General features: G+C 49.8%; 20 protein-coding genes, 6 tRNA genes and 1 rRNA gene. 1 reads left to right on the forward strand and 26 read right to left on the reverse strand.

All coding sequences use genetic code 11. From position 1 onward, the window contains the following. Window positions 1-284: 284 nt before the first annotated feature. The 19 genes from QQK89_RS28255 to QQK89_RS28345 all read right to left on the reverse strand — a co-directional run bounded on the left by QQK89_RS28255 (window position 285) and on the right by QQK89_RS28345 (window position 19,011). Complete coding sequence (locus QQK89_RS28255) at window positions 285-2,030, reverse strand: tetratricopeptide repeat protein (RefSeq protein WP_284242111.1); 1,746 nt, start codon at window positions 2,028-2,030, stop codon at window positions 285-287. A 133-nt stretch (window positions 2,031-2,163) separates the two neighbouring features. Beyond that, window positions 2,164-3,117: a ribose-phosphate diphosphokinase gene (locus QQK89_RS28260; RefSeq protein WP_284242112.1), complete on the reverse strand. Its 954-nt coding sequence runs from the start codon at window positions 3,115-3,117 to the stop codon at window positions 2,164-2,166. 123 nt (window positions 3,118-3,240) lie between these two features. Continuing rightward, window positions 3,241-4,047, reverse strand: coding sequence for a histidinol-phosphatase HisJ (hisJ, locus tag QQK89_RS28265; protein WP_284242113.1), 807 nt, complete (start codon window positions 4,045-4,047; stop codon window positions 3,241-3,243). 40 nt (window positions 4,048-4,087) lie between these two features. After that, on the reverse strand, window positions 4,088-4,774 hold the full coding sequence (hisIE, locus tag QQK89_RS28270) for a bifunctional phosphoribosyl-AMP cyclohydrolase/phosphoribosyl-ATP diphosphatase HisIE (RefSeq protein ID WP_284242114.1): 687 nt from the start codon (window positions 4,772-4,774) through the stop codon (window positions 4,088-4,090). Beyond that, a complete protein-coding gene (gene hisF / locus QQK89_RS28275) occupies window positions 4,771-5,529 on the reverse strand; it encodes an imidazole glycerol phosphate synthase subunit HisF (RefSeq protein ID WP_284242115.1) in 759 nt (252 codons plus the stop codon). Before hisF ends, hisIE begins: the two co-directional genes overlap by 4 nt. A 90-nt stretch (window positions 5,530-5,619) precedes the next feature. Continuing rightward, the gene (hisH, locus tag QQK89_RS28280; RefSeq protein ID WP_284242116.1) at window positions 5,620-6,243 is read right to left on the reverse strand and encodes an imidazole glycerol phosphate synthase subunit HisH; all 624 of its coding nucleotides are present in this window, start codon (window positions 6,241-6,243) and stop codon (window positions 5,620-5,622) included. Between the two features lies 1 nt (window position 6,244). Continuing rightward, a complete protein-coding gene (gene hisB / locus QQK89_RS28285) occupies window positions 6,245-6,841 on the reverse strand; it encodes an imidazoleglycerol-phosphate dehydratase HisB (RefSeq protein WP_284242117.1) in 597 nt (198 codons plus the stop codon). A gap of 28 nt (window positions 6,842-6,869) precedes the next feature. Further along, window positions 6,870-8,156 (reverse strand): histidinol dehydrogenase, encoded by a 1,287-nt coding sequence (hisD, locus tag QQK89_RS28290; RefSeq protein ID WP_284242118.1) that lies wholly within the window; start codon window positions 8,154-8,156, stop codon window positions 6,870-6,872. A 51-nt stretch (window positions 8,157-8,207) separates the two neighbouring features. Continuing rightward, entirely contained in the window at window positions 8,208-8,852 is a 645-nt protein-coding gene (gene hisG, locus QQK89_RS28295) for an ATP phosphoribosyltransferase (protein WP_284242119.1), read from the reverse strand. Then, window positions 8,849-10,072: an ATP phosphoribosyltransferase regulatory subunit gene (locus tag QQK89_RS28300; protein WP_284242120.1), complete on the reverse strand. Its 1,224-nt coding sequence runs from the start codon at window positions 10,070-10,072 to the stop codon at window positions 8,849-8,851. Before QQK89_RS28300 ends, hisG begins: the two co-directional genes overlap by 4 nt. Before the next feature lie 211 nt (window positions 10,073-10,283). Continuing rightward, on the reverse strand, window positions 10,284-10,820 hold the full coding sequence (locus tag QQK89_RS28305) for an acyltransferase (RefSeq protein ID WP_284242121.1): 537 nt from the start codon (window positions 10,818-10,820) through the stop codon (window positions 10,284-10,286). A gap of 4 nt (window positions 10,821-10,824) precedes the next feature. Continuing rightward, the gene (gene ppaX, locus QQK89_RS28310) at window positions 10,825-11,478 is read right to left on the reverse strand and encodes a pyrophosphatase PpaX (RefSeq protein WP_284242122.1); all 654 of its coding nucleotides are present in this window, start codon (window positions 11,476-11,478) and stop codon (window positions 10,825-10,827) included. Between the two features lie 30 nt (window positions 11,479-11,508). Beyond that, entirely contained in the window at window positions 11,509-12,471 is a 963-nt protein-coding gene (gene lgt / locus QQK89_RS28315; protein ID WP_284242123.1) for a prolipoprotein diacylglyceryl transferase, read from the reverse strand. A gap of 55 nt (window positions 12,472-12,526) precedes the next feature. After that, on the reverse strand, window positions 12,527-13,465 hold the full coding sequence (gene hprK, locus QQK89_RS28320; protein ID WP_284242124.1) for an HPr(Ser) kinase/phosphatase: 939 nt from the start codon (window positions 13,463-13,465) through the stop codon (window positions 12,527-12,529). 124 nt (window positions 13,466-13,589) lie between these two features. After that, the gene (locus QQK89_RS28325) at window positions 13,590-14,984 is read right to left on the reverse strand and encodes a DUF4179 domain-containing protein (RefSeq protein ID WP_284242125.1); all 1,395 of its coding nucleotides are present in this window, start codon (window positions 14,982-14,984) and stop codon (window positions 13,590-13,592) included. Then, complete coding sequence (locus QQK89_RS28330; RefSeq protein ID WP_284242126.1) at window positions 14,971-15,513, reverse strand: sigma-70 family RNA polymerase sigma factor; 543 nt, start codon at window positions 15,511-15,513, stop codon at window positions 14,971-14,973. Before QQK89_RS28330 ends, QQK89_RS28325 begins: the two co-directional genes overlap by 14 nt. A gap of 127 nt (window positions 15,514-15,640) precedes the next feature. Beyond that, complete coding sequence (locus QQK89_RS28335; RefSeq protein WP_284242127.1) at window positions 15,641-16,762, reverse strand: ABC transporter ATP-binding protein; 1,122 nt, start codon at window positions 16,760-16,762, stop codon at window positions 15,641-15,643. 87 nt (window positions 16,763-16,849) lie between these two features. Beyond that, complete coding sequence (locus QQK89_RS28340; protein ID WP_284242128.1) at window positions 16,850-17,989, reverse strand: PucR family transcriptional regulator; 1,140 nt, start codon at window positions 17,987-17,989, stop codon at window positions 16,850-16,852. A gap of 74 nt (window positions 17,990-18,063) precedes the next feature. After that, complete coding sequence (locus QQK89_RS28345; protein ID WP_284242129.1) at window positions 18,064-19,011, reverse strand: MraY family glycosyltransferase; 948 nt, start codon at window positions 19,009-19,011, stop codon at window positions 18,064-18,066. Between the two features lie 181 nt (window positions 19,012-19,192). Here QQK89_RS28345 and ssuE point away from each other — a divergent pair, with 181 nt between their 5' ends. Next, entirely contained in the window at window positions 19,193-19,747 is a 555-nt protein-coding gene (ssuE, locus tag QQK89_RS28350; RefSeq protein ID WP_284242130.1) for an NADPH-dependent FMN reductase, read from the forward strand. Between the two features lie 99 nt (window positions 19,748-19,846). Here the strand turns inward: ssuE and QQK89_RS28355 are convergent. The 7 genes from QQK89_RS28355 to QQK89_RS28385 form a co-directional block, all read right to left on the reverse strand. Continuing rightward, a tRNA-Lys gene (locus QQK89_RS28355) sits at window positions 19,847-19,922 on the reverse strand. A gap of 13 nt (window positions 19,923-19,935) precedes the next feature. After that, window positions 19,936-20,019: transfer RNA gene (locus QQK89_RS28360), tRNA-Tyr, on the reverse strand. Window positions 20,020-20,028: 9 nt separating this feature from the next. Beyond that, window positions 20,029-20,104, reverse strand: a tRNA-Phe gene (locus QQK89_RS28365). Window positions 20,105-20,127: 23 nt separating this feature from the next. Beyond that, window positions 20,128-20,204: transfer RNA gene (locus QQK89_RS28370), tRNA-Asp, on the reverse strand. 25 nt (window positions 20,205-20,229) lie between these two features. After that, a tRNA-Val gene (locus QQK89_RS28375) sits at window positions 20,230-20,305 on the reverse strand. Window positions 20,306-20,312: 7 nt separating this feature from the next. Continuing rightward, window positions 20,313-20,389 (reverse strand) — tRNA-Met (locus tag QQK89_RS28380). 101 nt (window positions 20,390-20,490) lie between these two features. Then, window positions 20,491-20,705, reverse strand: a 23S ribosomal RNA gene (locus QQK89_RS28385); the annotation flags it as partial.

The following is a 20,705-nucleotide window of genomic DNA, read 5'->3' on the forward strand; positions in this document are numbered from 1 at the left end:
TCGCTGTTGTCCTCGAATTTCTTGATTCCAATGTTGCGGTTGAAATTCGATGGACAAAGGCGAACGCTACGCTTCTCCAGTACGTTATGTTCGCTCCGCTCACATTTTTGCGGAACAATAAACTGCAATAATTTAAGTCGTCCAACCACTGGTGGTTGGAGAGGGGAAAGATAAGGGCAAACTTAGATAGCTTTATTATATCTAAGTTTGCCCTGGAAAGACAAAACGCACTTAGGGAACCTTATCCTCAGTGCGTTTTTGAAAGGCGATACGAATTTGTTGTTCTATTCGAGGTGGTCGAGGGAGAAGACCGAATTGATGGACTTCATCTTTTCCTTGATCTTGCATACCTCGTCGATTTTTTTGGCGTTTTTGCTAACCGTTGCGATGGAAACGCCGTAACGCTCCGATATTTCGGGATACGACGTTGTCCGGCGGTGCATCTTGGCCGTTAAATATTCTAGGGCGGCGGCCCATCCCTCCGGCTTGCTCAGCTTTGGCACTTCGGGATACAACCTCGACAGGAACTCCACCCACAAGGTCATGAGATCATATTGCTGCACAAGATCGAACCTTTTGTTCATGCGGGACATCGCAACATCTACGACTTCCTGCCATTTGTCTTCCCAGACCGGAAGACGGGAAGGAACGCGATTGGGTTCAACGACCGTAGCTTTGCCTTCGAGAACAGCATGAAGCGGCTCCTGAACGCCAAGCGTACGAAGCACAAATACGGCAATCTGCTTCAGATAATCGTCTTCGTCCGCTTCCATTAGAAAGGCGCGAAGCACATCCTTCACTTCATTGTCGGCAATCATGCCTAGCGCTTGAATAACCTGCAGCTTCGTATTCTGGTCGCCATGACGCAGAGCCCAGAAGAACGAGGAGCGTACGAGCGGGTCGCGCTTCAAATGCTCGGGAAGCCCATCCGAGGAATTTTCCCACAGCTTAAACTGCTCTTCGAATGGCAAGTGATAATGGTAACTTACCGCTGCGGTCAGGTCTCCGCTCTTGATGAGCGATAACTGCTCCATGTAATAACGCGGAATATCCGATTCCGGATCCAGCTTCGCTGCCTGCTTCCATAGGCGCTCAGCCTCCACATAACGGCCAATATGACATGCTGCCACCGCCGCATAGTGGTATAAGCAAGGATCAAGATTAAGCTCCGCGTCCTTCAACAGGCGGGTAAAATGGCGATAGGCGGCTTCATGTTCTCCCAGTATTCCCATTGTTGTCGCAAGCTTGAACACATGCTCTTGATGGAAAGGCGCCGTCTTGCGAAGCAAATCAAGCAAAGGAGCAAGGCTATCCTTATCTCCCGCATGCTGATAGAAGATCCCCAGATTGCAAAGGGCATGCAAATTACCCGGCTCGAGCTCCAACGCCTCGTGGATCGTAGCCATTGCTTTGTCGAATAACCCCATATAATAATAGGCCAGTGCCAAATTATTGCGTGCCGCGAGAAACTCCGGCTGTTCCTGAATGATTTTCTCCAAGATACGGACCGCTTCCGTAAACTTGCCTTCTTCCAGAAGTTTGCGCGCCTGGTCATGCTCGACCATGCCTTCGCGCGCTTTAATATTCGTAAGCGGAGCAGGACGTTCCAGTTCATACTGGAGAAGCTCCATCATTTCCTCGGCTTCATCGAGGTATTGGCCTTCCGCATCTTCCTCTAGATAGCGGACAAGAGCGCCTTCTGCCTCTTCGTACATTTCCATATTGGCAAAGTTATTGGCCATGTAGAAATGGCATTCCGTCATCGTCGGATCCAGCTCATCGACAATCCATTTCAAAATCCGATTGGATTCTTCATAATTGCCCATCTCCGACATGATGCCCGCCATGTTGCAATGGTTAACCGGATTATCCGGTTCATACTCCACGGCACGCCGGAAATACTTGAGTGCCTTGTCGTAGTGGTAACGATCCAACGAGCGAACCGCCCGCTCGAAAAAGAACGTGGCGTCCCATTGTATCGGTATGATCTTGGCTGTCTGTCCTATGGCATCACGTTTCTTTTCTTTCACCTGGCAAGGCACCTCCCGGAACTGATTTTCTACGATTATACCATAGCACTGCCTATCCTAACACGGTAGAATATGTGGGAAAATCGCGAACGTAAGAAAAAACGTCCGCGATTTTCTGTCAAAGCTTATTCGGTTAAACGCCACCGTTTGTCTTGAAGAGCGTGCTGATCGAACCGCCTTCAATGATGATGCGTGTTGCTTCCGCAAGCAGCGGAGCGACCGACAGTACAGTGAACTTCTCTGGATGTTCCTCTGGCAGAGAGATCGTATCCGTCACGATAATTTCCTTGATATGAGGATGATTCAAACGCTCAATGGCATTGCCCGAGAACAATGGGTGAGTTGCGCATACATAGACTTCTTTTGCTCCGCGCTCCTTCAGGCTCTCAACAACATTGACAATCGTGCTGCCCGTATCGATCAAATCCTCGATAATGATGGCGGTTTGACCCTCAACATCGCCAATTACGTGCGTAATCGAAGATTCATTATGCGCGGGGCGCTTCTTGATCATAATAGCAAACGATGTGTCCAGGTTATTGGCAAGCTTTTCTGCCGTAGATGCACGACCTGCGTCCGGAGACACGACAACCGGGTTTTCAATGTTCTTCGACTTCAGGTAATCACTGAGCAGATCGAGCGCAGTCATATGATCTACCGGGATGTTGAAGAAACCTTGGATAGCTGGCGCATGAAGGTCAATCGTGATGACGCGGTTTGCACCAACTGTAGTAAGAACGTCTGCCACCATTTTCGCGGAGATCGGCTCCCGCGGTGCTGCTTTGCGCTCTTGGCGCGCATAGCCGTAGTACGGCATGATGATGTTGATCGTCTTCGCGGATGCCCGCTTCGCTGCGTCAATCATGACGAGCAATTCAACAAAATGCTCGTTGATCGGATGCGAGAACGATTGAACGAGGAATACGTCGCAGTTACGGATCGTCTCTTCGTAATGGACATAGATTTCCCCGCTCTTGAAACGGGACATTTTGATGGCGCCGAGTGTCAATCCCAGATCACCGGCGATCTTTTGAGCCAATGCGGGATTGGACGAACCCGAAAAAATACGCAACTTGTCGCTAAACATGATACCCTCCTGAGCGTTTAAACCAAATAATTTGACATGAAGTCCTAAACTTCGCCAATTGCCTGTCGCTTTCATACAACGTCAAGCTTGTTCCATACCATTATACATCTAATTTACCATAATTCAAAAATCGACTAATACCAATTTTCGCCGTTCAAACGTCGCTAGCTGAGAAAAACCGACATCTTTCAACACCGCACGCGCTTGATCTAAATATTGCCCCAACCGTTCTGGCGAATGCGCATCCGAACCAATTGTGATTGGAATGTTCAATTGTTTGGCGTATTCGAGCATTCTGCGGCTCGGAAACATCTCTTCAACCGGCATCCTAAGGCCCGATGCATTCAGCTCAATCGCCATCCCATGACGCTTCACGGCTTCAAGCGCAGCGTTCTCCAGATGCGTAACATCGCCTTCCGCTTTAAAGCCAAACCGTTTGATCACGTCGATATGTCCGATGTAGTCGTAGAAGCCGGTCGCTGCCGCTTTTGCCACCGCATCGTAATACTGCTCGTAAACCTTCATCCGGTCTTTGCCTTCCCAGCCGTGGGTTTGACGGAAGTCGGTAATGTCCCACTCACCCAGAAAGTGAACGGAGCCTATCACATAATCAAACGGATAAGCGTTGATGATCGTTTCAATTTTTTGCTCCTGGCCCTCGATATAGTCGCCTTCAAGGCCGACCCGGATGTCAATCTGGCCTTTATACTTTTCTTTGAGAGCCAAACACTCTTCTACGTACCGCGGCAGCTCCTCCATCGGCATGGCCATTTCCGGGTAATACGTTGCCGGGTCCACATGAAGCAGCGGCATATGGTCAGAAAGACCGATCTGCGCAAGACCGATCTCTATCCCCTTCTGTACGTATTCCTCCAGCGATCCGACAGCATGGCCGCAGCGGGCGTGATGGGTATGATAATCGATAAACATGGCAACCGGCCTTCCTTTGTTCAATATAGGATTACTAAGCTTACTTCTCTGCTTGCTCTCTTCTCATCGCATTGTTGGTAGCAGGTTTTCCGTGCCGGCTTTGCAATTCGGCCATCACGTCATCCAGCGGCAAGCCGCGCTCGCGCAACAGCACAAGCAAGTGGAACAGCAGATCGCTTGCCTCGGAGCGAAGCTCGTCATTATCGCCGTTTTTGGCTGCGATAATCGCTTCGGTCGCTTCTTCCCCGACTTTTTTCAATATTTTATCGAGACCCTTCTCGAATAGGTACGTAGTATAGGCGCCTTCGGGACGCTCCGCGTAACGCTGCGCAATGACGCTCTCCAGCTCGCCTAGAATCGCAAAGCGGTTCTCGGAAGTTGCAACAGAAACCGCTTCGGCACCGGCTACTTCAATCTCGTTGAAGAAGCAGGAATACGAGCCCGTGTGGCAAGCAGGACCTTTCTGGTCCACGCGCACAAGCAACGTATCCGCATCGCAGTCATACGACATGGAACGGATTTGCTGGGTGTGGCCGCTGGTTGCGCCCTTGTTCCACAGCTCGTTGCGGGAACGGCTCCAGAACCAGGTTACACCCGATTCGGCCGACAGCTTCAGAGACTCCTTGTTCATGTACGCAAGCATCAGCACTTCCTTGCTCTGCGCGTCTTGTACGATGGCCGGAACCAGTCCGTCTTCGCTCCACTTAATACGGTCACTCAACGTCATCGCACTTCCACGCCTTTCTCCCTGAGATCATCCTTCACTTCGCGGATCGTCATTTCCTTGTAGTGGAATATCGTTGCCGCAAGACCCGCGTCCGCATGGCCTTCCTCAAACACGTCGGAGAAATGTTCGATACGTCCCGCTCCGCCGGAAGCAATCACCGGAATGCCTACCGAGTCCGATACCGCTCGCGTCAGCTTGAGGTCAAAACCGTCCTTCGTACCGTCGGCATCCATACTCGTCAACAGAATCTCTCCCGCGCCTAGGCGTTCTATCTCGCGAGCCCACTCGAGCACTTTAATGCCAGTCTCCCTGCGGCCGCCATGCGTGAATACTTCCCATTCTCCCCACGCTTCGTTGTACTTCGCATCGATCGCAACAACGATGCATTGCGAGCCGAATTTGCGGGCGCCATCGCTTACCAGGGAGGGGTTAAGAACCGCCGCCGTGTTGATCGCGATTTTGTCCGCGCCAGCGCGAAGAATCCGCTTCATATCGTCCACATGAGAGATGCCCCCGCCAACGGTAAATGGGATGGTAATCTCTCCTGCCGTCCGTTTTACTACTTCAATCATCGTGGCGCGCCCTTCAACCGAAGCCGAAATATCGAGGAAAACCAGCTCGTCGGCGCCCTCCTGATCGTAAGTGGACGCAAGCTCAACCGGATCCCCCGCATCGCGCAGGTTTACGAAGTTGACTCCTTTTACAACGCGTCCGTCCTTCACGTCCAGACATGGAATAATACGTTTCGCCAGCATTTCGTGCACGCTCCCCTCTCGTTAATCGCTGGATTGTATCTATACTCCCCGAGTCACTCCAATGCTCGAAGAATCAATCGTTATTATCGTTTAGCGCTGAACAACCGGACTTCCCGTCAAAGCAAGGAAATTTCCAAGCAATTGCATGCCAAGGTCGCTGCTCTTTTCGGGATGGAACTGCATGCCGTACACATTGTCACGGCTAACGATAGCCGTCACTTGCTGGTAATAGTCCGTTGTTGCCAGAAGATCGCTATCGCGTTCCGGCTTCGCATGGAAGGAGTGTACGAAATAGACATGGCCTTCCTCCAGTCCTTTGAACAGCGGGCTATCCGCTTGCAGGAAGCTGAGCTTGTTCCAGCCCATATGAGGCACTTTGTAATCCCCTTGGAAACGAATTACCTTGCCAGGAAGCAAATTCAGGCCGTCGTTAATGCCATGCTCTTCGCTTTGGCTGAACAAGAGCTGCATGCCCAGGCAAATACCAAGCAATGGTTTACCCGAAGCAGCATAAGCTTTCGCCACTTCATCGAGCTTAGTCTCGCGAAGATTCTCCATTGCGTCGCCAAACGCGCCAACGCCTGGCAGAATAGCGCCGTCCGCGGCTGCGATAACGGCTGGATCAGCCGTTACAACCGCTTCATAGCCAAGGCGTTCTACCGCCTTGCTGACGCTGTGAAGATTGCCCATGCCGTAATCGATGATCGCGATCATATTACAGCACTCCTTTCGTCGAAGGCACTCCTTGTACGCGAGGATCGATAGTTGTCGCTTCGTCGATCGCACGTCCCAGCGCTTTGAACACCGCTTCGATCATATGATGCGTGTTCTGGCCGTAATGGACGATGACGTGAAGCGTAATACGCGATTCCAAGGCGAACTTCCACAGGAATTCATGAACCAGTTCAGTAGAGAAGCTGCCTACTTGCAAGGATGGATACTCCGCACGGTATTCGAAATGCGGACGGTTGCTAACGTCAACGATAACTTGGGCAAGCGCCTCATCCATCGGTACGAATACGCTAGCATAACGCTTGATGCCGCGTTTGTCGCCGAGCGCTTCGCGCAGGGTTTGACCAAGGCAGATGCCGATGTCTTCTACCGTGTGGTGATCATCGATGTCGATATCGCCGCGGGCATCGACCGTCAGGTCGAATTGGCCATGCTTCGCAAACAGGTCGAGCATGTGGTTCAGGAACGGAACATCCGTCTCAAGCTTCACTTCGCCGCTGCCGTCTACAGCAAAACCCAGCTTAATGTCTGTTTCATTTGTTTTCCGTGCAATTTCAGCAAAACGTTTCGTATCCGTCACTTATAGTTCCTTCTTTCTAATAGGATTGTTACTTGCCTTCCTGCTCCAAACGGATCTGAATAGCCCGTGCATGCGCCTCAAGCCCTTCATGGCGCGCAAGCGTCATAATGCTGTTGCCGTTCTTCAGCAACGCTTCCTTGCTGTAGTAGATCAGGCTAGACTTCTTCAGGAAGTCGTCTACGTTCACAGGCGAAGAGAAACGTGCGGTTCCGTTCGTCGGAATAATATGGTTAGGTCCGGCAAAATAATCGCCTACCGGTTCCGAGCTGTATGGTCCGAGGAAAATCGCGCCGGCATTCTCGATCAGGCCTAGCAGGCTCATCGGATCGACCGTCAGCACCTCCAAGTGTTCCGGTGCCAACTTGTTCACAACCGCGATGCCCGCTTCGATAGACTCTACCAGCAGTACCGCGCCGTAGCTGTCGATGGATGCGCGCGCAATCGCTTCACGCGGCAGCGTAGCGAGTTGACGCTCTACTTCCGCTGCAACCTCCGCCCCAAGCTTCTCGGAAGGCGTAACGAGAATCGCCGATGCCATTTCGTCATGTTCCGCTTGCGATAACAGATCGGCCGCGATATACGAGGCATTTGCGCCTTCATCCGCCAATACGACGATCTCGCTTGGTCCGGCAATACTGTCGATATCTACAGCGCCAAATACCGCGCGCTTCGCCAGCGCGACGTATATATTGCCCGGTCCGCAAATCTTATCGACCGGAGCAATCGATGCCGTGCCGTAAGCCAGCGCGGCAATCGCTTGCGCGCCGCCGACCCGGTACATCTCTTTCACGCCCGCTTCTGCGGCGGCGACGAGAATATACGGGTCGATCCCTGCCTTGCCGCCGGTCGACGGCGGCGTTACCATCACAATCTCCGGAACGCCTGCTACTTGTGCCGGAATGACGTTCATCAGCACGGACGACGGATACGCCGCCTTGCCGCCGGGCACGTATACGCCGACCCGCTTCAGCGGCCGGAGAATTTGCCCGAGCATCGTACCGTCCGGCTGCAGATCCATCCACGAGCTGCGCATCTGCTTCTCGTGGAATACGCGAATGTTCACGGCTGCCTCGCGGATGGCCGTGAGGAACGCGGCGTCGACCTTCCCGTACGCCGCCTGAATCTCTTCCTGCGTCACGCGAAGCGACGACGCATCAAGCTGGACGCGGTCCAGCTGCTCCGTGTACCGCAGCAGCGCCCCGTCCCCTTCCGTTCTGATCGCTTCCACGATCTGACGGACCGTTTCATTTTGCTCCGGTGTTCCGTACTCCACCTCGCGCTGCAGGCCAAACTGCTCCGCCTTCATAATCCGCATAACTCTTCGTCCCCTTCCTCACCTGTCATTTCTCTATTTCGAAACGTCTTGTTAGACCTTTGCCGTAATCGTGTCTTGAAGCAGATCGCATAAACCTTGAATCGCTTCGTTTTTCATCCGGTAGCTGACGCGGTTTGCGATCAAACGGCTCGTAATCGGGAAGATGGATTGCATTTCAACCAAACCGTTCTCGCGAAGCGTTTGACCCGTTTCCACCATATCAACGATACGATCTGCGAGGCCAATGAGCGGTGCAAGCTCAATCGAACCGTTCAACTTGATCACTTCTACCTGTTGCCCCAACTCGCGGAAATATTGCGACGCTACATTGGGATATTTGGTTGCCACGCGCGGGTTAATGACCGGTTTCCAGTCTGCTAATCCAATAACGGACATCCGGCATTTCGCAATGCCCAGGTCCAGCAGCTCGTAGACGTCTTTATTTTCCTCCATAAGAACGTCCTTACCCACGATCCCGATATCGGCAACGCCGTATTCCACGTAAGTAGGAACATCTACCGGCTTCGCCATAATAAACTCCATGCCGACGTCGGGCAGCTCGATAATCAGCTTGCGAGTATCGTCAAAGTCGCTTGGAATCGGCAGACCCGCTTCGCGGAACAGCTTCGAAGCTTGCTTATAGATGCGTCCCTTCGGCATCGCAACCTTTAGAATATCTTTTTTCGCTTCGCTCATTGCTTGCTGCCTCCTGTCGCCTGTTCTACACCGCCAATGAACGGCAGTGCGTCCGTATAAACCATGCCTTTATAAGTTAACGAGCCCTCATTGAGCCCTTGCCATTCGCCTGCTGTCATTCGTTCCGTAATTACCGCCGTACCTTGGCTGCGAAGCTCTTGTGCCGCTGCCAGAGCGGCTGTACGGCCTTCGCCGTCGTATCCGATCAGGACACGCTTGTTGCCATCCGCGTCCTCTTCTGCGCCAACCAGCTCAAGAATGCGCGTCGTCTTCAGCGCAAAGCCCGTAGCCGGAGCAGGGCGCCCGAATTGGCTGAGCAGATTGTCATAACGGCCGCCGCTTGCCACCGGGAAGCCAAGATCCGCCGCATAGCCCTCAAACGTCATGCCCGTATAATAGGAAAAGTCGCCAATCATCGTCAGGTCGATCAACACATGCTCGCATACGCCATACGCCTTCAGCACGTCCCAAATCTCGCACAGGTGGCGGATCGACTTTTGAGCCGTCGCATCTGCGCTAAGCTGCAGCGCTTGCTCGCAGATCTCTTGGCCGCCGCGCAGACGCAGGATGCCCTCCAGCTCGCGCTGTACGGGCCCATCAAGCTGAAGCTCGCGCAAGCTTTCCCGGTACCCCACATAATCGCGGTTCAATAGACAGGCTTTCAGTTGCTCTTGCGCTTCTTCACGCCCGGCGAGCGTCTCCTCGAACAAACCGTTCAGGAAACCGACGTGGCCGATTGCGATTTTGAACCGGTCAACGCCCGCTGCCTTTAGCGATGCAATTGCAAGGGCTACTACTTCCGCGTCCGCTTCGGCAGACGCATCGCCAACGAGCTCGACGCCCGTCTGGAAAAACTCAGCCTCGCGGCCGGATTCCTCTTCAATGGAGCGGAATACGTTCCCGTGATAAGACAAGCGCAGCGGGAACTGCGACTCTTTCAACAGAGAAGACACTACGCGGGCAATGGGCGCCGTCATATCCGAACGCAGCACAAGCGTTGTCCCCCGGTTATTGAGCAGCTTGAACAGCTTTTGGTCCGAAGTCGAGCTTGCGACGCCTACCGTATCGTAGTATTCCATTGTTGGCGTAATAATTTGTTCGTATCCCCACCCCTTCATGCAGGCGAGTACATCGCGTTCAATTTGGCGTAGCTTCGCCACTGCGCCAGGAAGATAATCTTTAACGCCGATCGGCTTCTCAAATACTTTTGGTTTGGACATTTCGATTCACCTTCTATTACTTTAGTATATTAAAGTGCTACCATGTTACCATACTACCAAAATAAAATGTTAGTCGTAATCTTAGCATGAACATCCGGCTTAAGTCAAGGTGAATGGATATTTATTCCAAACGCGCTTTCCAGCAAGAAAGCCCCGCTATTCTTGCTCTGCCTTGAGCACGAATAGTGAGGCTTTTTCCCTCGAGAGCACCTTATCTCGTTCCAAAATCTCTAACCGTCATAACTTCGTCCTTGTTGCCCGCCGCATCCGTCCGTTTGATCTCCCGGATGGGGTTTCCCCCTACGAAAGCGTAAGCGGGAACGTCCTTGTGCACGATAGAGCCTGCCGCAATAACCGCATGATCCCCGATCGTTACGCCGGGCAATATCGTGGAGTTTGCGCCGATCATGACATTGGAGCCAATCTTCACATGTCCTAGCCGATATTCCTTAATTAAATACTCATGCGTCAGAATCGTCGTGTTGTAGCCGATAATCGTATTATCCCCTACTTCAATCCGCTCGGGAAAAAACACATCCACCATGACCATCAAAGCAAAAGCCGTCTGTTTGCCAACCTTCATGCCTAGAATCCGCCGATAGATCCAGTTTTTCACCGTCAGCTCGGGACAATATCGCGCGGCCTGAATGGCGATAAAATTACGAACCGCCTTGAAGCGGCTTACTGTACGGTACATTTGCCATAGCGCATTAGGTCCATCTACCGGATAACGCTCCACGTTTCGCACAAGGCTATCGCTCCATTCCAGCAAAAGCGTACAACTCGCGCATATCATCAATGACATACTGCGCGCCGTTTTCCTTCAGCAGCTCCCCGCCTTTCAGCGACCAAGCAACGCCAACCGGAATAACTCCCGCTTCCTTGGCGGATATCATATCCACAACGCTGTCGCCAATCATGATCGTTGTCGCCGGATCCGCGCCGAGCATCTCGAGCGCCATAAGAACAGGTTCCGGATGCGGCTTCGGATTTGCGACATCGTCCACCGTAACGAAAGCATCGACATAATCATACAATCCGCAAAACTTCATTCCCCGCTCCGTCGACATCCGGATTTTGGTTGTCACAACGCCAATCTGAATGCCTTGTTCATGCAAGTTCTCCATAACCTCGTTCGTAAAAGGAAACGGCCTCAGCAGCTCGTCATGAAGTTTTGTATTTACCGCACGGTAAGCTTTTATAAGATGATCGACATCCTCAAGCCCCGTAAAATTTTGAAATTGCGCCTGAAGCGTCAGCCCCATGCTGGGAATAATATGCTCTCTCCCGAAGTCTTCCGGCACAAGGCCTTTCAGCGATTCCATAAACGAGCGGATAATCAGCTCATTCGTATCCATAATCGTGCCGTCCAGATCAAACAACATGGTTCGTATATTGCCAGTCATACCGCTTTCACTCCTACTGCTTCTTAAGACTTACACATTGTCTGTTTTAACATCCGATACGGATGCTCCAGACTCCTTCGTGGATACAATCGGATCGCTGTAACGAACCGACGCTGCACCGGTTGTGCGGCGTACAATGATGAAGATTACCGCTGCAATGACCAGCAATACGGCAAGCAGCTGGGAAATCCGCACATCGCCATAGGCCGGATCCAGGAAACCTTGTTCGAATCCAAACCAAGTCATTGGCGTCCACAAAGCGTCCATCAGCGAACCAAGCGCTCCCGGACCTTGGAAGGCCAAGCTGTCCGTACGAATACCTTCAATAAAGAACCGTCCGATCGAGTACCAGATGAAGTACATAGCAACAAGTTCACCGGCACGGAGAAACTTCTGACGGCGAATAATGAGCAGTAGAATGATGCCGACAAGGCTCCACAGCGACTCGTACAAAAAGGCCGGATGATGATACAAGCCTTCGCTTGCGACATACATTTGATTCACGATAAAATCAGGCAAATGCAGCGTATTGCGAAGGAAGCTTTCTTCCACCGGACCGCCGTACGCCTCCTGGTTCATAAAGTTGCCCCATCGGCCAATCATTTGACCAGCAAGAAGCCCGGGCGCGCAAATATCGACCAGTCGCCAGAATGGATACCCCTTATATCTGAAATAGAAGAATCCGCATAAGAAAGCCCCTATCAAGGCACCGTAAATGGCAATCCCGCCGTTCCAGATTTTAAAGACATCCATGGGGTTATTCTTATACTCGTCCCATGTAAACGCCACATAATATATTCTCGCGCAAATAACGGCCGAAGGCACGCCAAGAAGCAGAAGATCCATGAAGAACTCCGGCTTAATACCGAATCTTTTTCCTTCCTGTATCGCGAGCAGCATGCCAACCAGCGCTGCCGTACCAAGAATGATCCCGTACCAACGCACATGGATGTCCCCAATTGAGAATGCCGTTGGATCAATTAACAGATTCATTGTTCCGTGCTCCTTCTATAAATAGGTGTGATCCTTATTCTTCAAATTCAATGCATCAATCAAAATCATCCGTATCTTCGTTGATCGTTTCTGTCAATTTATTCGTGAATTGCAGTGCTGCATTATAGCCCATCCGTTTCAGACGGAAGTTCATGGCCGCAACCTCAATAATGACAGCCAAGTTTCGGCCCGGACGAACAGGTACCGTTACGAGAGGTACATCGGTATCAATAATCCGCGTTTTCTCCTCATCAAGACCAAGACGGTCATATTGCTTGTCCTGCTGCCAGTTCTCAAGCTTAATAACGAGCGTAATACGCTTGCTTGTCCGTACTGCGCCGGCACCAAACAACGTCATCACGTTGATAATGCCTAGACCGCGGATTTCAAGAAGATGGCGGATCAATTCCGGCGCGCTGCCAAACAGTTGCCCGTCCGACGTCTGGCGGATTTCTACTGCATCGTCTGCTACTAGGCGGTGACCGCGTTTAACGAGTTCAAGCGCCGTTTCGCTTTTACCAATCCCGCTTCCGCCCGTAATAAGCATGCCAACGCCGTACACGTCAACAAGAACGCCATGGATCGTTGCGGTTGGAGCGAGTTTTTTCTCCAGGAAGTCCGTAATTCGGCTTTGCAAAATCGTCGTAGCGACATTGCTGCGCAACACCGCGATTTGCGTGATATTCGAATACTCAATCAGTTCTGTCGGAGCTTCCAGCCCGCGGGTCAAAATAATACATGGCGTATTCTCATGGCATAGCTGTTCAAAGCGGCTTCTGCGTTCACTGCTTGTCAGCGTGTCTAGAAATGTAAGCTCCGTCTTGCCCAGCAGTTGAACGCGCTCATGCGGATGATAATCGAAATATCCGGCCATCTCGAGGCCCGGACGATACAAATCATCAACCAGTATAGAACGCTTCAAGCCGTCTTCGCCGGATACGATCTCCATCGAGAAATGTTGCACTAGCTCCGATACTCTAACTTTTTTAGCCATCGAACGGCCTCCTCACTTGCTTTCCCTATTTGTTATATAAAGGTTGCAAATCCATTACCATTGACTTCATCGTAAAGGAAAAAAGCGCCGAACGCAACGTTTCTCCGTCGCTTGGCGCTTTCCGTCATTTTATAACCACATCAACAGGTTGTTCGACATATCCCGGGTACTGGTATAGCTCAAAAGTAAGCGGCTGTTTGTAAGGTTTGTCGGGAATATTGTAGTACGCCTCATATGTGCCGCCCGTACCATCCGCGTTGCCTCTAGAACTGCTCTGAGCACCATCAAACTCTACAAGAGGATACTCTGTTCCTGATCGATCATGAAATTTCCCCTTATATTCAAATAACCAATAGCCGTAGTTTTCTTCAAGTTGCTTCAAACGCGATACTTCAATGGTTAATTTAATACCTTCCGTGGTTTGCTGAACATTAGCAAGCTGTATGCGATCGTCTGGCGTTTCCAATGTCTTTCCCGTCTCCGTATTAATCACCAGCTTCTGACCTTTAGGGGACAGCATCAAACCATCGGCTACCAAACGCAGATGTTTTGGTTTCTCGAAATAATTGCTCTGGAAGGTTAGCGTAGTCGTACCCTCGTCTAACATCCCATATCCGCCCTTTGTCTCCCAGCGCCGTCCCTTCTCATCTAGAAGTGCCAGCCTAATAAAAGAATTCACGCGAATATTATCGTCCGGCTCTCTGCGGATTGTTACTGTTGCCTGCAGCGGAGTAATAAGCGTTTTCTCAAGGGTGAATGTCTGGCCGCCAACTTCAAACGTCCGGTTTACCGTGATTTGTTCCTCTAGTTGCTCAAACCTTCTATGATCCACTACAATGTCCATCGCCAGCCATTCGTTGCCCAGCTTCATACTGAATGTAACTACGTCCGGCATCACTATTCCATCGCTTAATGTAATGTCCATCCTATCGCTTACGCTTGTCATGTCTTTGATCTCTGATTCTGTTTTTCCAATGAAGGAATGACCCCAGCTGATTAATCCCTTCAATTCATTACCGTTTGAATCCGTAATTTTGTAATCAATTGGACTAATATTATCATTAACATCTGGCCCTTCACGCGTATAAAAGATAACAAGCCGCTGCTGATCCGCCATAATGCCTTCAACGGAAAGCGTATAACCATTGTCACTAACTGATTTATTGACGGGTTGAAGGAAATCATGACTCATGGCATTCTCCAGCGTTTGATCCCCTTTAATCAATTCTACGACCCCGTTCAGACCTGGAACTTCCCGCATTAACTCGGCAAAAGCCGGCGATACACGAATGCATGCTGTAAGGAGGACAAGCACGCAGGCAGCCGCAACTCCCATCTGTATTGTCACTCTGCTTCTTTTTCTGTTTCTTGAATGTTGCCGTCCATATTCTACGCCAAATCGAATGGCTGAAGCCATCGATTCCTCGGATACTTGCCCTGATTCCTGATTTGCCTTTTCTTTATCCGCTTGCAGACTATTTATCATCCGCTGTTCAAACTCACTCCTATTCCCATTCAACCTTCATCGCCTCCTTCCCTTGAAGCTCCTTGCTCCGCAATTTCTTAAGCGCTTGATGCAGCCAAGTACGTATCGTTCCATCAGGCTTCTCGAGCAGCTCGGCGATTTCCGGAATAGTCATATCCCTGTAATACTTGAGCACAATAACCATTCGGTATTTAGAGGGCAGTTTTTTCAACTGCATAGCTAAATCCAAACGATCCACGTCGTGATCCCCTGCTACCTGTGAGCCCCTTTCCATTAAGTCGTTGCGAAAAGGCAGCTCGCGAAGTCGTTTTTTTCTCTCGTCCAGACAGACTCGGATAAGGATTCTTGTTGCCCAAGTTGTAAAAAGCTTAGGGTCACGCAAAGAGCGGCGTTTGTTCCAAACCCGGAAAGTCGTCTCTTGCAGAACCTCTAGGGCATCTGTTTCATTCCGCATATAGGAATAGGCGATACCATATAGCTGCCTCTGATCCAACTGCATTCGCGCGATAAGGGCATCGTCATCCCCATTTATTGCAGCTGCAGCATACTTATCTTTATCCATATCTCCCTCCAATTCCGCTCTCCCATTTGATAGTTATGTATTAGACGCCGCAGCACCGATTTCGGTTTTTTAAAAATAAAAAAAGCTGCCCCCCTATCGGGAGACAGCCTTGTTATTCAAGTAAGAATTAGTTCTCGAAAATGTTCAGCTCGGACTCTTTATCGAACATATGAACTTTGTTCATGTCCAGAGCAAGCTTAACTGTGGAACCGTCACGCAGAGTCGAACGACCGTCAACGCGAGCGATTACAGTGTCGGAACCGATACCGTTCAGGTACAGGTACATTTCATGACCAAGGTTCTCTGCAACTTCTACGTTAGCGTTCACGATTGTGTTCGCGGAAGCTTCCAGGAATACAGGCTCTTCGTGAAGATCTTCTGGACGAATGCCCAGGATTACTTCTTTGCCAAGGTATCCTTTGGAACGAAGAGTAGCTGCTTTACCTTCAGGTACAACAACGTCTACGCCAGTAGTTTTGAACTTCATTGTGCCGCCTTGATCGCTAAGCGTACCAGTGATGAAGTTCATCGAAGGTGCGCCGATGAAGCCAGCTACGAAGATGTTTACTGGGTGGTTGTACAGCTCTTCAGGAGAAGCTGTTTGTTGAATGAAGCCATCCTTCATAACAACGATACGGTCACCCATTGTCATTGCTTCGATCTGGTCATGCGTTACGTAGATCGTAGTTGTTTCAAGACGTTTAGTCAATTTGCTGATCTCAGCGCGCATTTGACCGCGGAGTTTAGCGTCCAAGTTGGAGAGTGGTTCGTCCATCAAGAATACTTGTGGTTCACGAACGATAGCGCGTCCCAAAGCTACACGTTGACGTTGACCGCCGGAGAGTGCTTTTGGTTTACGGTCGAGCAAATGCTCGATATCAAGAATTTTAGCAGCTTCACGAACACGTTTGTCGATGTCTGCTTTTTTGAATTTACGAAGTTTAAGACCAAAAGCCATGTTTTGGTATACGTTCATGTGCGGGTACAACGCGTAAGATTGGAATACCATCGCGATGTCGCGGTCTTTCGGTGCTACGTCGTTAACGACGCGGTCGCCGATGTACAGTTTACCTTCGGAGATTTCTTCAAGACCTGCAATCATACGAAGAGTTGTCGATTTACCACAGCCGGAAGGTCCTACCAGTACCAAAAACTCTTTGTCCTTAATGTCAAGGTTAACATCAGTTACCGAAGCTTTGTCGGAACCCGGGTATTTTTTGTAAATGCCTTCTAAACGTACGCCTGCCATTTGAATGTCCCCCTAAGTGAAAATTTCTTATGGGTCTATCTTATCTCACAGGCCCGTTCGTGACTATGCACAAACTTTACAAAAAAACTAATTCCTTTTCGTAACTTTGTACAATAGTAAAATAATTTTGACTAAAACAGCATCTCGGAACGAACGGACATCCAATCCTGTTTCCTGTTTTAGTTTGTCTAAGCGATATAATAATGTATTCCGGTGAATATATAACTTTTTTGCCGTTTCGCTGACATTGCAGTCCAGCGAGAAAAAGGTCTCAAGCGTCGCCAGCATCTCTGCTTCCACGAATAGCTCCGTCTTCTTCAGCGCATGCTCCAGGTACCGGGAACGCTGCACCTCCGGAATCGCATTCAGCAAACGCTCAAGCTGAAGCATCCATGGCAAATGTATGCTTGTCCCAACATGGAACTTGCGGCCAAGATTAATCGTTTCGCGCAGCAGTAAGGTAGTCTCCACAATTCCTTTAGCCGGACTTACCGGATGAGCTACAGCCAGATGGCATTCGCCAATCCACTCGCTGGCCAGCATTTCGTATAATCCATGACAGATGGAAGACAAGCTGTCTTCAACCGTTTCTTCATCCTCATCGTCCATATATTCGCTATCTGCTTCTTTTAATAAAGAAACAGGTCCCCATATAAGCCATTCTTGGTTCTTCAACGGGATCAGCAAGATATCCTCCGCCAAGAAGGAACGAAGCAGCTTTTCCAACTCCGTATAGGAGGCTTGCTTAACATTTGTATGTTCCGTTACAAGCAAGAAAGGGATCATTTCGGCAAACAACTTGCCTCCCGAAGTAAGATGGTCAGGTATGGAGTATGAAGTTTCTTCGGACTCTAATTGTCCCTGAATCCAGTCGCTTAACTTTAAAGCAATGGATTCGCTTTCTGTAAGTGTATTTTGTTTGGCGGTTAGCTGTTGGGTTTGATTCCACTGCAGCGTCCATGTAATAAGCTCCGCTTCCGCTTGCTTGACTTCGCCTTCGATTTCAAGCGCCTCCAGATCAATGCCGGTTACCCGAACAACGATCCATGTCTTTCCATTAAACGCAGCGCGGTTGCCTTCCGTAATCACTTCGCGGTTATCGTTATTGATCCAGCTTGATTCCGCTTGCTCAACAAGACTTTTCCAAGCAGATAATGAGAACGTAACGAACCGAACCTGACAGTTCAAAATGTGCTGCAGCGGGGTTAACCAATCTGTCGTGCTCATTTCACATTACTCCAATCTCCAGCTCCACGAATGACGCTTTTTTTTCGTCATTGTAACATAAATTAGCTGCCCGTTCAGCCTTTCATTACAAGCAGCAGAATAGAGAGCAAGGAGAACAACGCAGCAATCAGATACATAAAAGATACCGTTTGTACCTGATTAAGCCCCCAGCGCATTAAGGCATGATGAGTATGGAGCTTATCCGCCTGATGAAGACCTTTTCCCGTTGCTAACCGGCGGAGCATAACGATGACGGTATCTAGAATAGGCAATCCTAGAGCAAGAAGCGGCACTAGGACCGTTATAACCGTTGCTTTCTTAAATGCGCCATCTATCGCGATAACGGCAAGCGTATAGCCTAGAAAGGTAGCTCCAGCATCCCCCATAAATATTCTGGCGGGGTGAAAATTATAGATCAGAAATCCGATACATGCTCCGCCGATGATAATGGCTGTGACCCCAATATCCATCTGGCCTTTAATTAGAGCTGTAATAAATAAAGTGAGAGATGACAAAGTGCATACGCCCGAAGCAAGGCCGTCTACGCCATCAATAAAATTGATCATATTAATCAGCGCAAAAATCCAGATAATTGTTCCAACCGCATCTACCCAAATAGGGAAACCGATGAAATGACCTGATGCAGGATTCATCACACCGTCCATATGGATACCAAAGAACAGCGGAACCATGGATACCCCAAGGTATATAATGACCCGAGGCCACACCGGAAAATCTTTGCCTTTCGCTTTTGAGGCATCGTCCATAAGACCAATACCTACTAGTATGGCTCCGCCAATCATAATGCTTAGACTTAATGAGGTAATCCCTTGAAAAGCGATGATCGTAAGAACACAGGCAGCATATATAGCAGCTCCGCCCATTAGAGGAATGGGACGATTATGGATTTTACGCCAGTTGGGCCGGTCAACAATACCGTATTTCACAGCGATTTTTTGCATAGCAGGCACGATCAAAATCGTCAATATAGCGCTCATTCCAACAGCCAGCCAATAAGTCATTCGGTTGTTCCCCTTCTTCTATCACATCATTTGGTTTAACTGTTCAACATTGTTCCCTACCGTAAGGAAAAAAATGAGTGAAATCTCGTGAAGCAGCGTTATAATGTGTTTGACTGCTGGAAATTCCCATGTTAGGATAAATCCATAGTTAATAGATCGGAATAATAAGGAGTGAATATCGATGTCTCAAGTTGTGATTTTATCTGGAAGTCCAAACCCTGGATCTCGTTTAACGGGTATTACGCAATATGTAGAATCCCATCTCTCACAAAAAGGAATCTCGTTCAGCCATCTTACCGTTGCATCCCTTCCGGCTGAAGATCTGATACATGCCCGTTTCGATAGCCCTGCTATTGTTGAAGCAGCTTCCATTGTCGAAGCCGCAGATGTTGTCGTAATTGCGAGTCCGGTATACAAAGCTTCCTTTACCGGCGTTCTTAAGACTTTCCTCGATCTGCTGCCGCAAAAAGGACTTACCGGCAAGTTTGTTACTCCATTGTTTATTGGCGGTACAATTGCCCATCTTCTCTCGATCGACTATGCATTAAAACCTGTTTTGTCTTCTCTAAATGCCAAACATTTCGGCAGTGGTGTGTATGCGACAGATTCTCAGATCGCACGCATTGATGCCGGTGTAGGGGAATCCCAATTCGAGCTTAATGAAGAACTTACGGGGCGCCTGGATGCTGTTGTTGCCGAAATTGCCGAAGAACTTCGCATACGCAAACTTAAATAGCAATTAGCTTGAAGGATATTTAATCCTTCAAGCTTTTTTTATTTAGAAAGATCAAAAAACCCGTAGACCAAAGGTCTACGGGTTGAACGTTTAAATGAATGGTGAGCCATGTAGGACTCGAACCTACGACACCCTGATTAAAAGTCAGGTGCTCTACCAACTGAGCTAATGGCTCTCATAATGAGAAATGGTGGAGGGTGATGGATTCGAACCACCGAACCGTTAGGAAGAGATTTACAGTCTCCCGCGTTTGGCCACTTCGCTAACCCTCCAAATGCAAATGGTGGCTCGGGACGGAATCGAACCGCCGACACGAGGATTTTCAGTCCTCTGCTCTACCGACTGAGCTACCGAGCCTAATTCATTTGGGCAAAAAAAAATGGCGGAGCTGACGGGATTCGAACCCGCGGTCTCCTGCGTGACAGGCAGGCATGTTAGGCCTCTACACCACAGCTCCATATTACTATTGCAAAATACTTAAATGGTGGAGGCTGAGGGGATCGAACCCCCGACCCTCTGCTTGTAAGGCAGATGCTCTCCCAGCTGAGCTAAGCCTCCGAAAGTATGGTAGCGGCGAAGGGGATCGAACCCCCGACCTCACGGGTATGAACCGTACGCTCTAGCCAGCTGAGCTACACCGCCACACTTGTCCCACTAATGTCACTTACAGCCCGTGGGAGAACTGCAAGATCAGAAGCATTGCGCCCTGAAAACTGGATGCGAAATAATGAATTCTTAAGCAGTAGGATAAGCCCTCGACCGATTAGTATTCGTCAGCTCCACACATTGCTGTGCTTCCACCCCGAACCTATCAACCTCGTCGTCTTCAAGGGGTCTTACTAAATTGGGAAATCTCATCTTGAGGGGGGCTTCACGCATAGATGCTTTCAGCGCTTATCCTGTCCGTACTTGGCTACCCAGCGGTGCTCCTGGCGGAACAACTGGTACACCAGCGGTA

The sequence above is a fragment of the Paenibacillus glycanilyticus genome (assembly GCF_030161375.1).
GTDB classification, from domain to species: domain Bacteria; phylum Bacillota; class Bacilli; order Paenibacillales; family Paenibacillaceae; genus Pristimantibacillus; species Pristimantibacillus glycanilyticus_B.

Coding starts and splice junctions, on each gene's coding strand:
- ppaX (WP_284242122.1), bottom strand. CDS start 11,478: ATGACTGGCAATATACGAACCATGTTGTTTGATCTGGACGGCACGATT.
- QQK89_RS28260 (WP_284242112.1), bottom strand. CDS start 3,117: ATGTTTAGCGACAAGTTGCGTATTTTTTCGGGTTCGTCCAATCCCGCA.
- hisD (WP_284242118.1), bottom strand. CDS start 8,156: ATGCGGATTATGAAGGCGGAGCAGTTTGGCCTGCAGCGCGAGGTGGAG.
- QQK89_RS28345 (WP_284242129.1), bottom strand. CDS start 19,011: ATGACTTATTGGCTGGCTGTTGGAATGAGCGCTATATTGACGATTTTG.
- QQK89_RS28330 (WP_284242126.1), bottom strand. CDS start 15,513: ATGGATAAAGATAAGTATGCTGCAGCTGCAATAAATGGGGATGACGAT.
- hisJ (WP_284242113.1), bottom strand. CDS start 4,047: ATGTTTATCGATTATCATACCCATCACGCCCGCTGCGGCCATGCTGTC.
- hprK (WP_284242124.1), bottom strand. CDS start 13,465: ATGGCTAAAAAAGTTAGAGTATCGGAGCTAGTGCAACATTTCTCGATG.
- QQK89_RS28340 (WP_284242128.1), bottom strand. CDS start 17,989: ATGAGCACGACAGATTGGTTAACCCCGCTGCAGCACATTTTGAACTGT.
- QQK89_RS28335 (WP_284242127.1), bottom strand. CDS start 16,762: ATGGCAGGCGTACGTTTAGAAGGCATTTACAAAAAATACCCGGGTTCC.
- lgt (WP_284242123.1), bottom strand. CDS start 12,471: ATGAATCTGTTAATTGATCCAACGGCATTCTCAATTGGGGACATCCAT.
- QQK89_RS28300 (WP_284242120.1), bottom strand. CDS start 10,072: ATGTCCAAACCAAAAGTATTTGAGAAGCCGATCGGCGTTAAAGATTAT.
- hisG (WP_284242119.1), bottom strand. CDS start 8,852: ATGAGCGAAGCGAAAAAAGATATTCTAAAGGTTGCGATGCCGAAGGGA.
- hisF (WP_284242115.1), bottom strand. CDS start 5,529: ATGCTGGCGAAACGTATTATTCCATGTCTGGACGTGAAGGACGGACGC.
- ssuE (WP_284242130.1), top strand. CDS start 19,193: ATGTCTCAAGTTGTGATTTTATCTGGAAGTCCAAACCCTGGATCTCGT.
- hisH (WP_284242116.1), bottom strand. CDS start 6,243: ATGATCGCGATCATCGATTACGGCATGGGCAATCTTCACAGCGTCAGC.
- hisIE (WP_284242114.1), bottom strand. CDS start 4,774: ATGACGTTGAGTGACCGTATTAAGTGGAGCGAAGACGGACTGGTTCCG.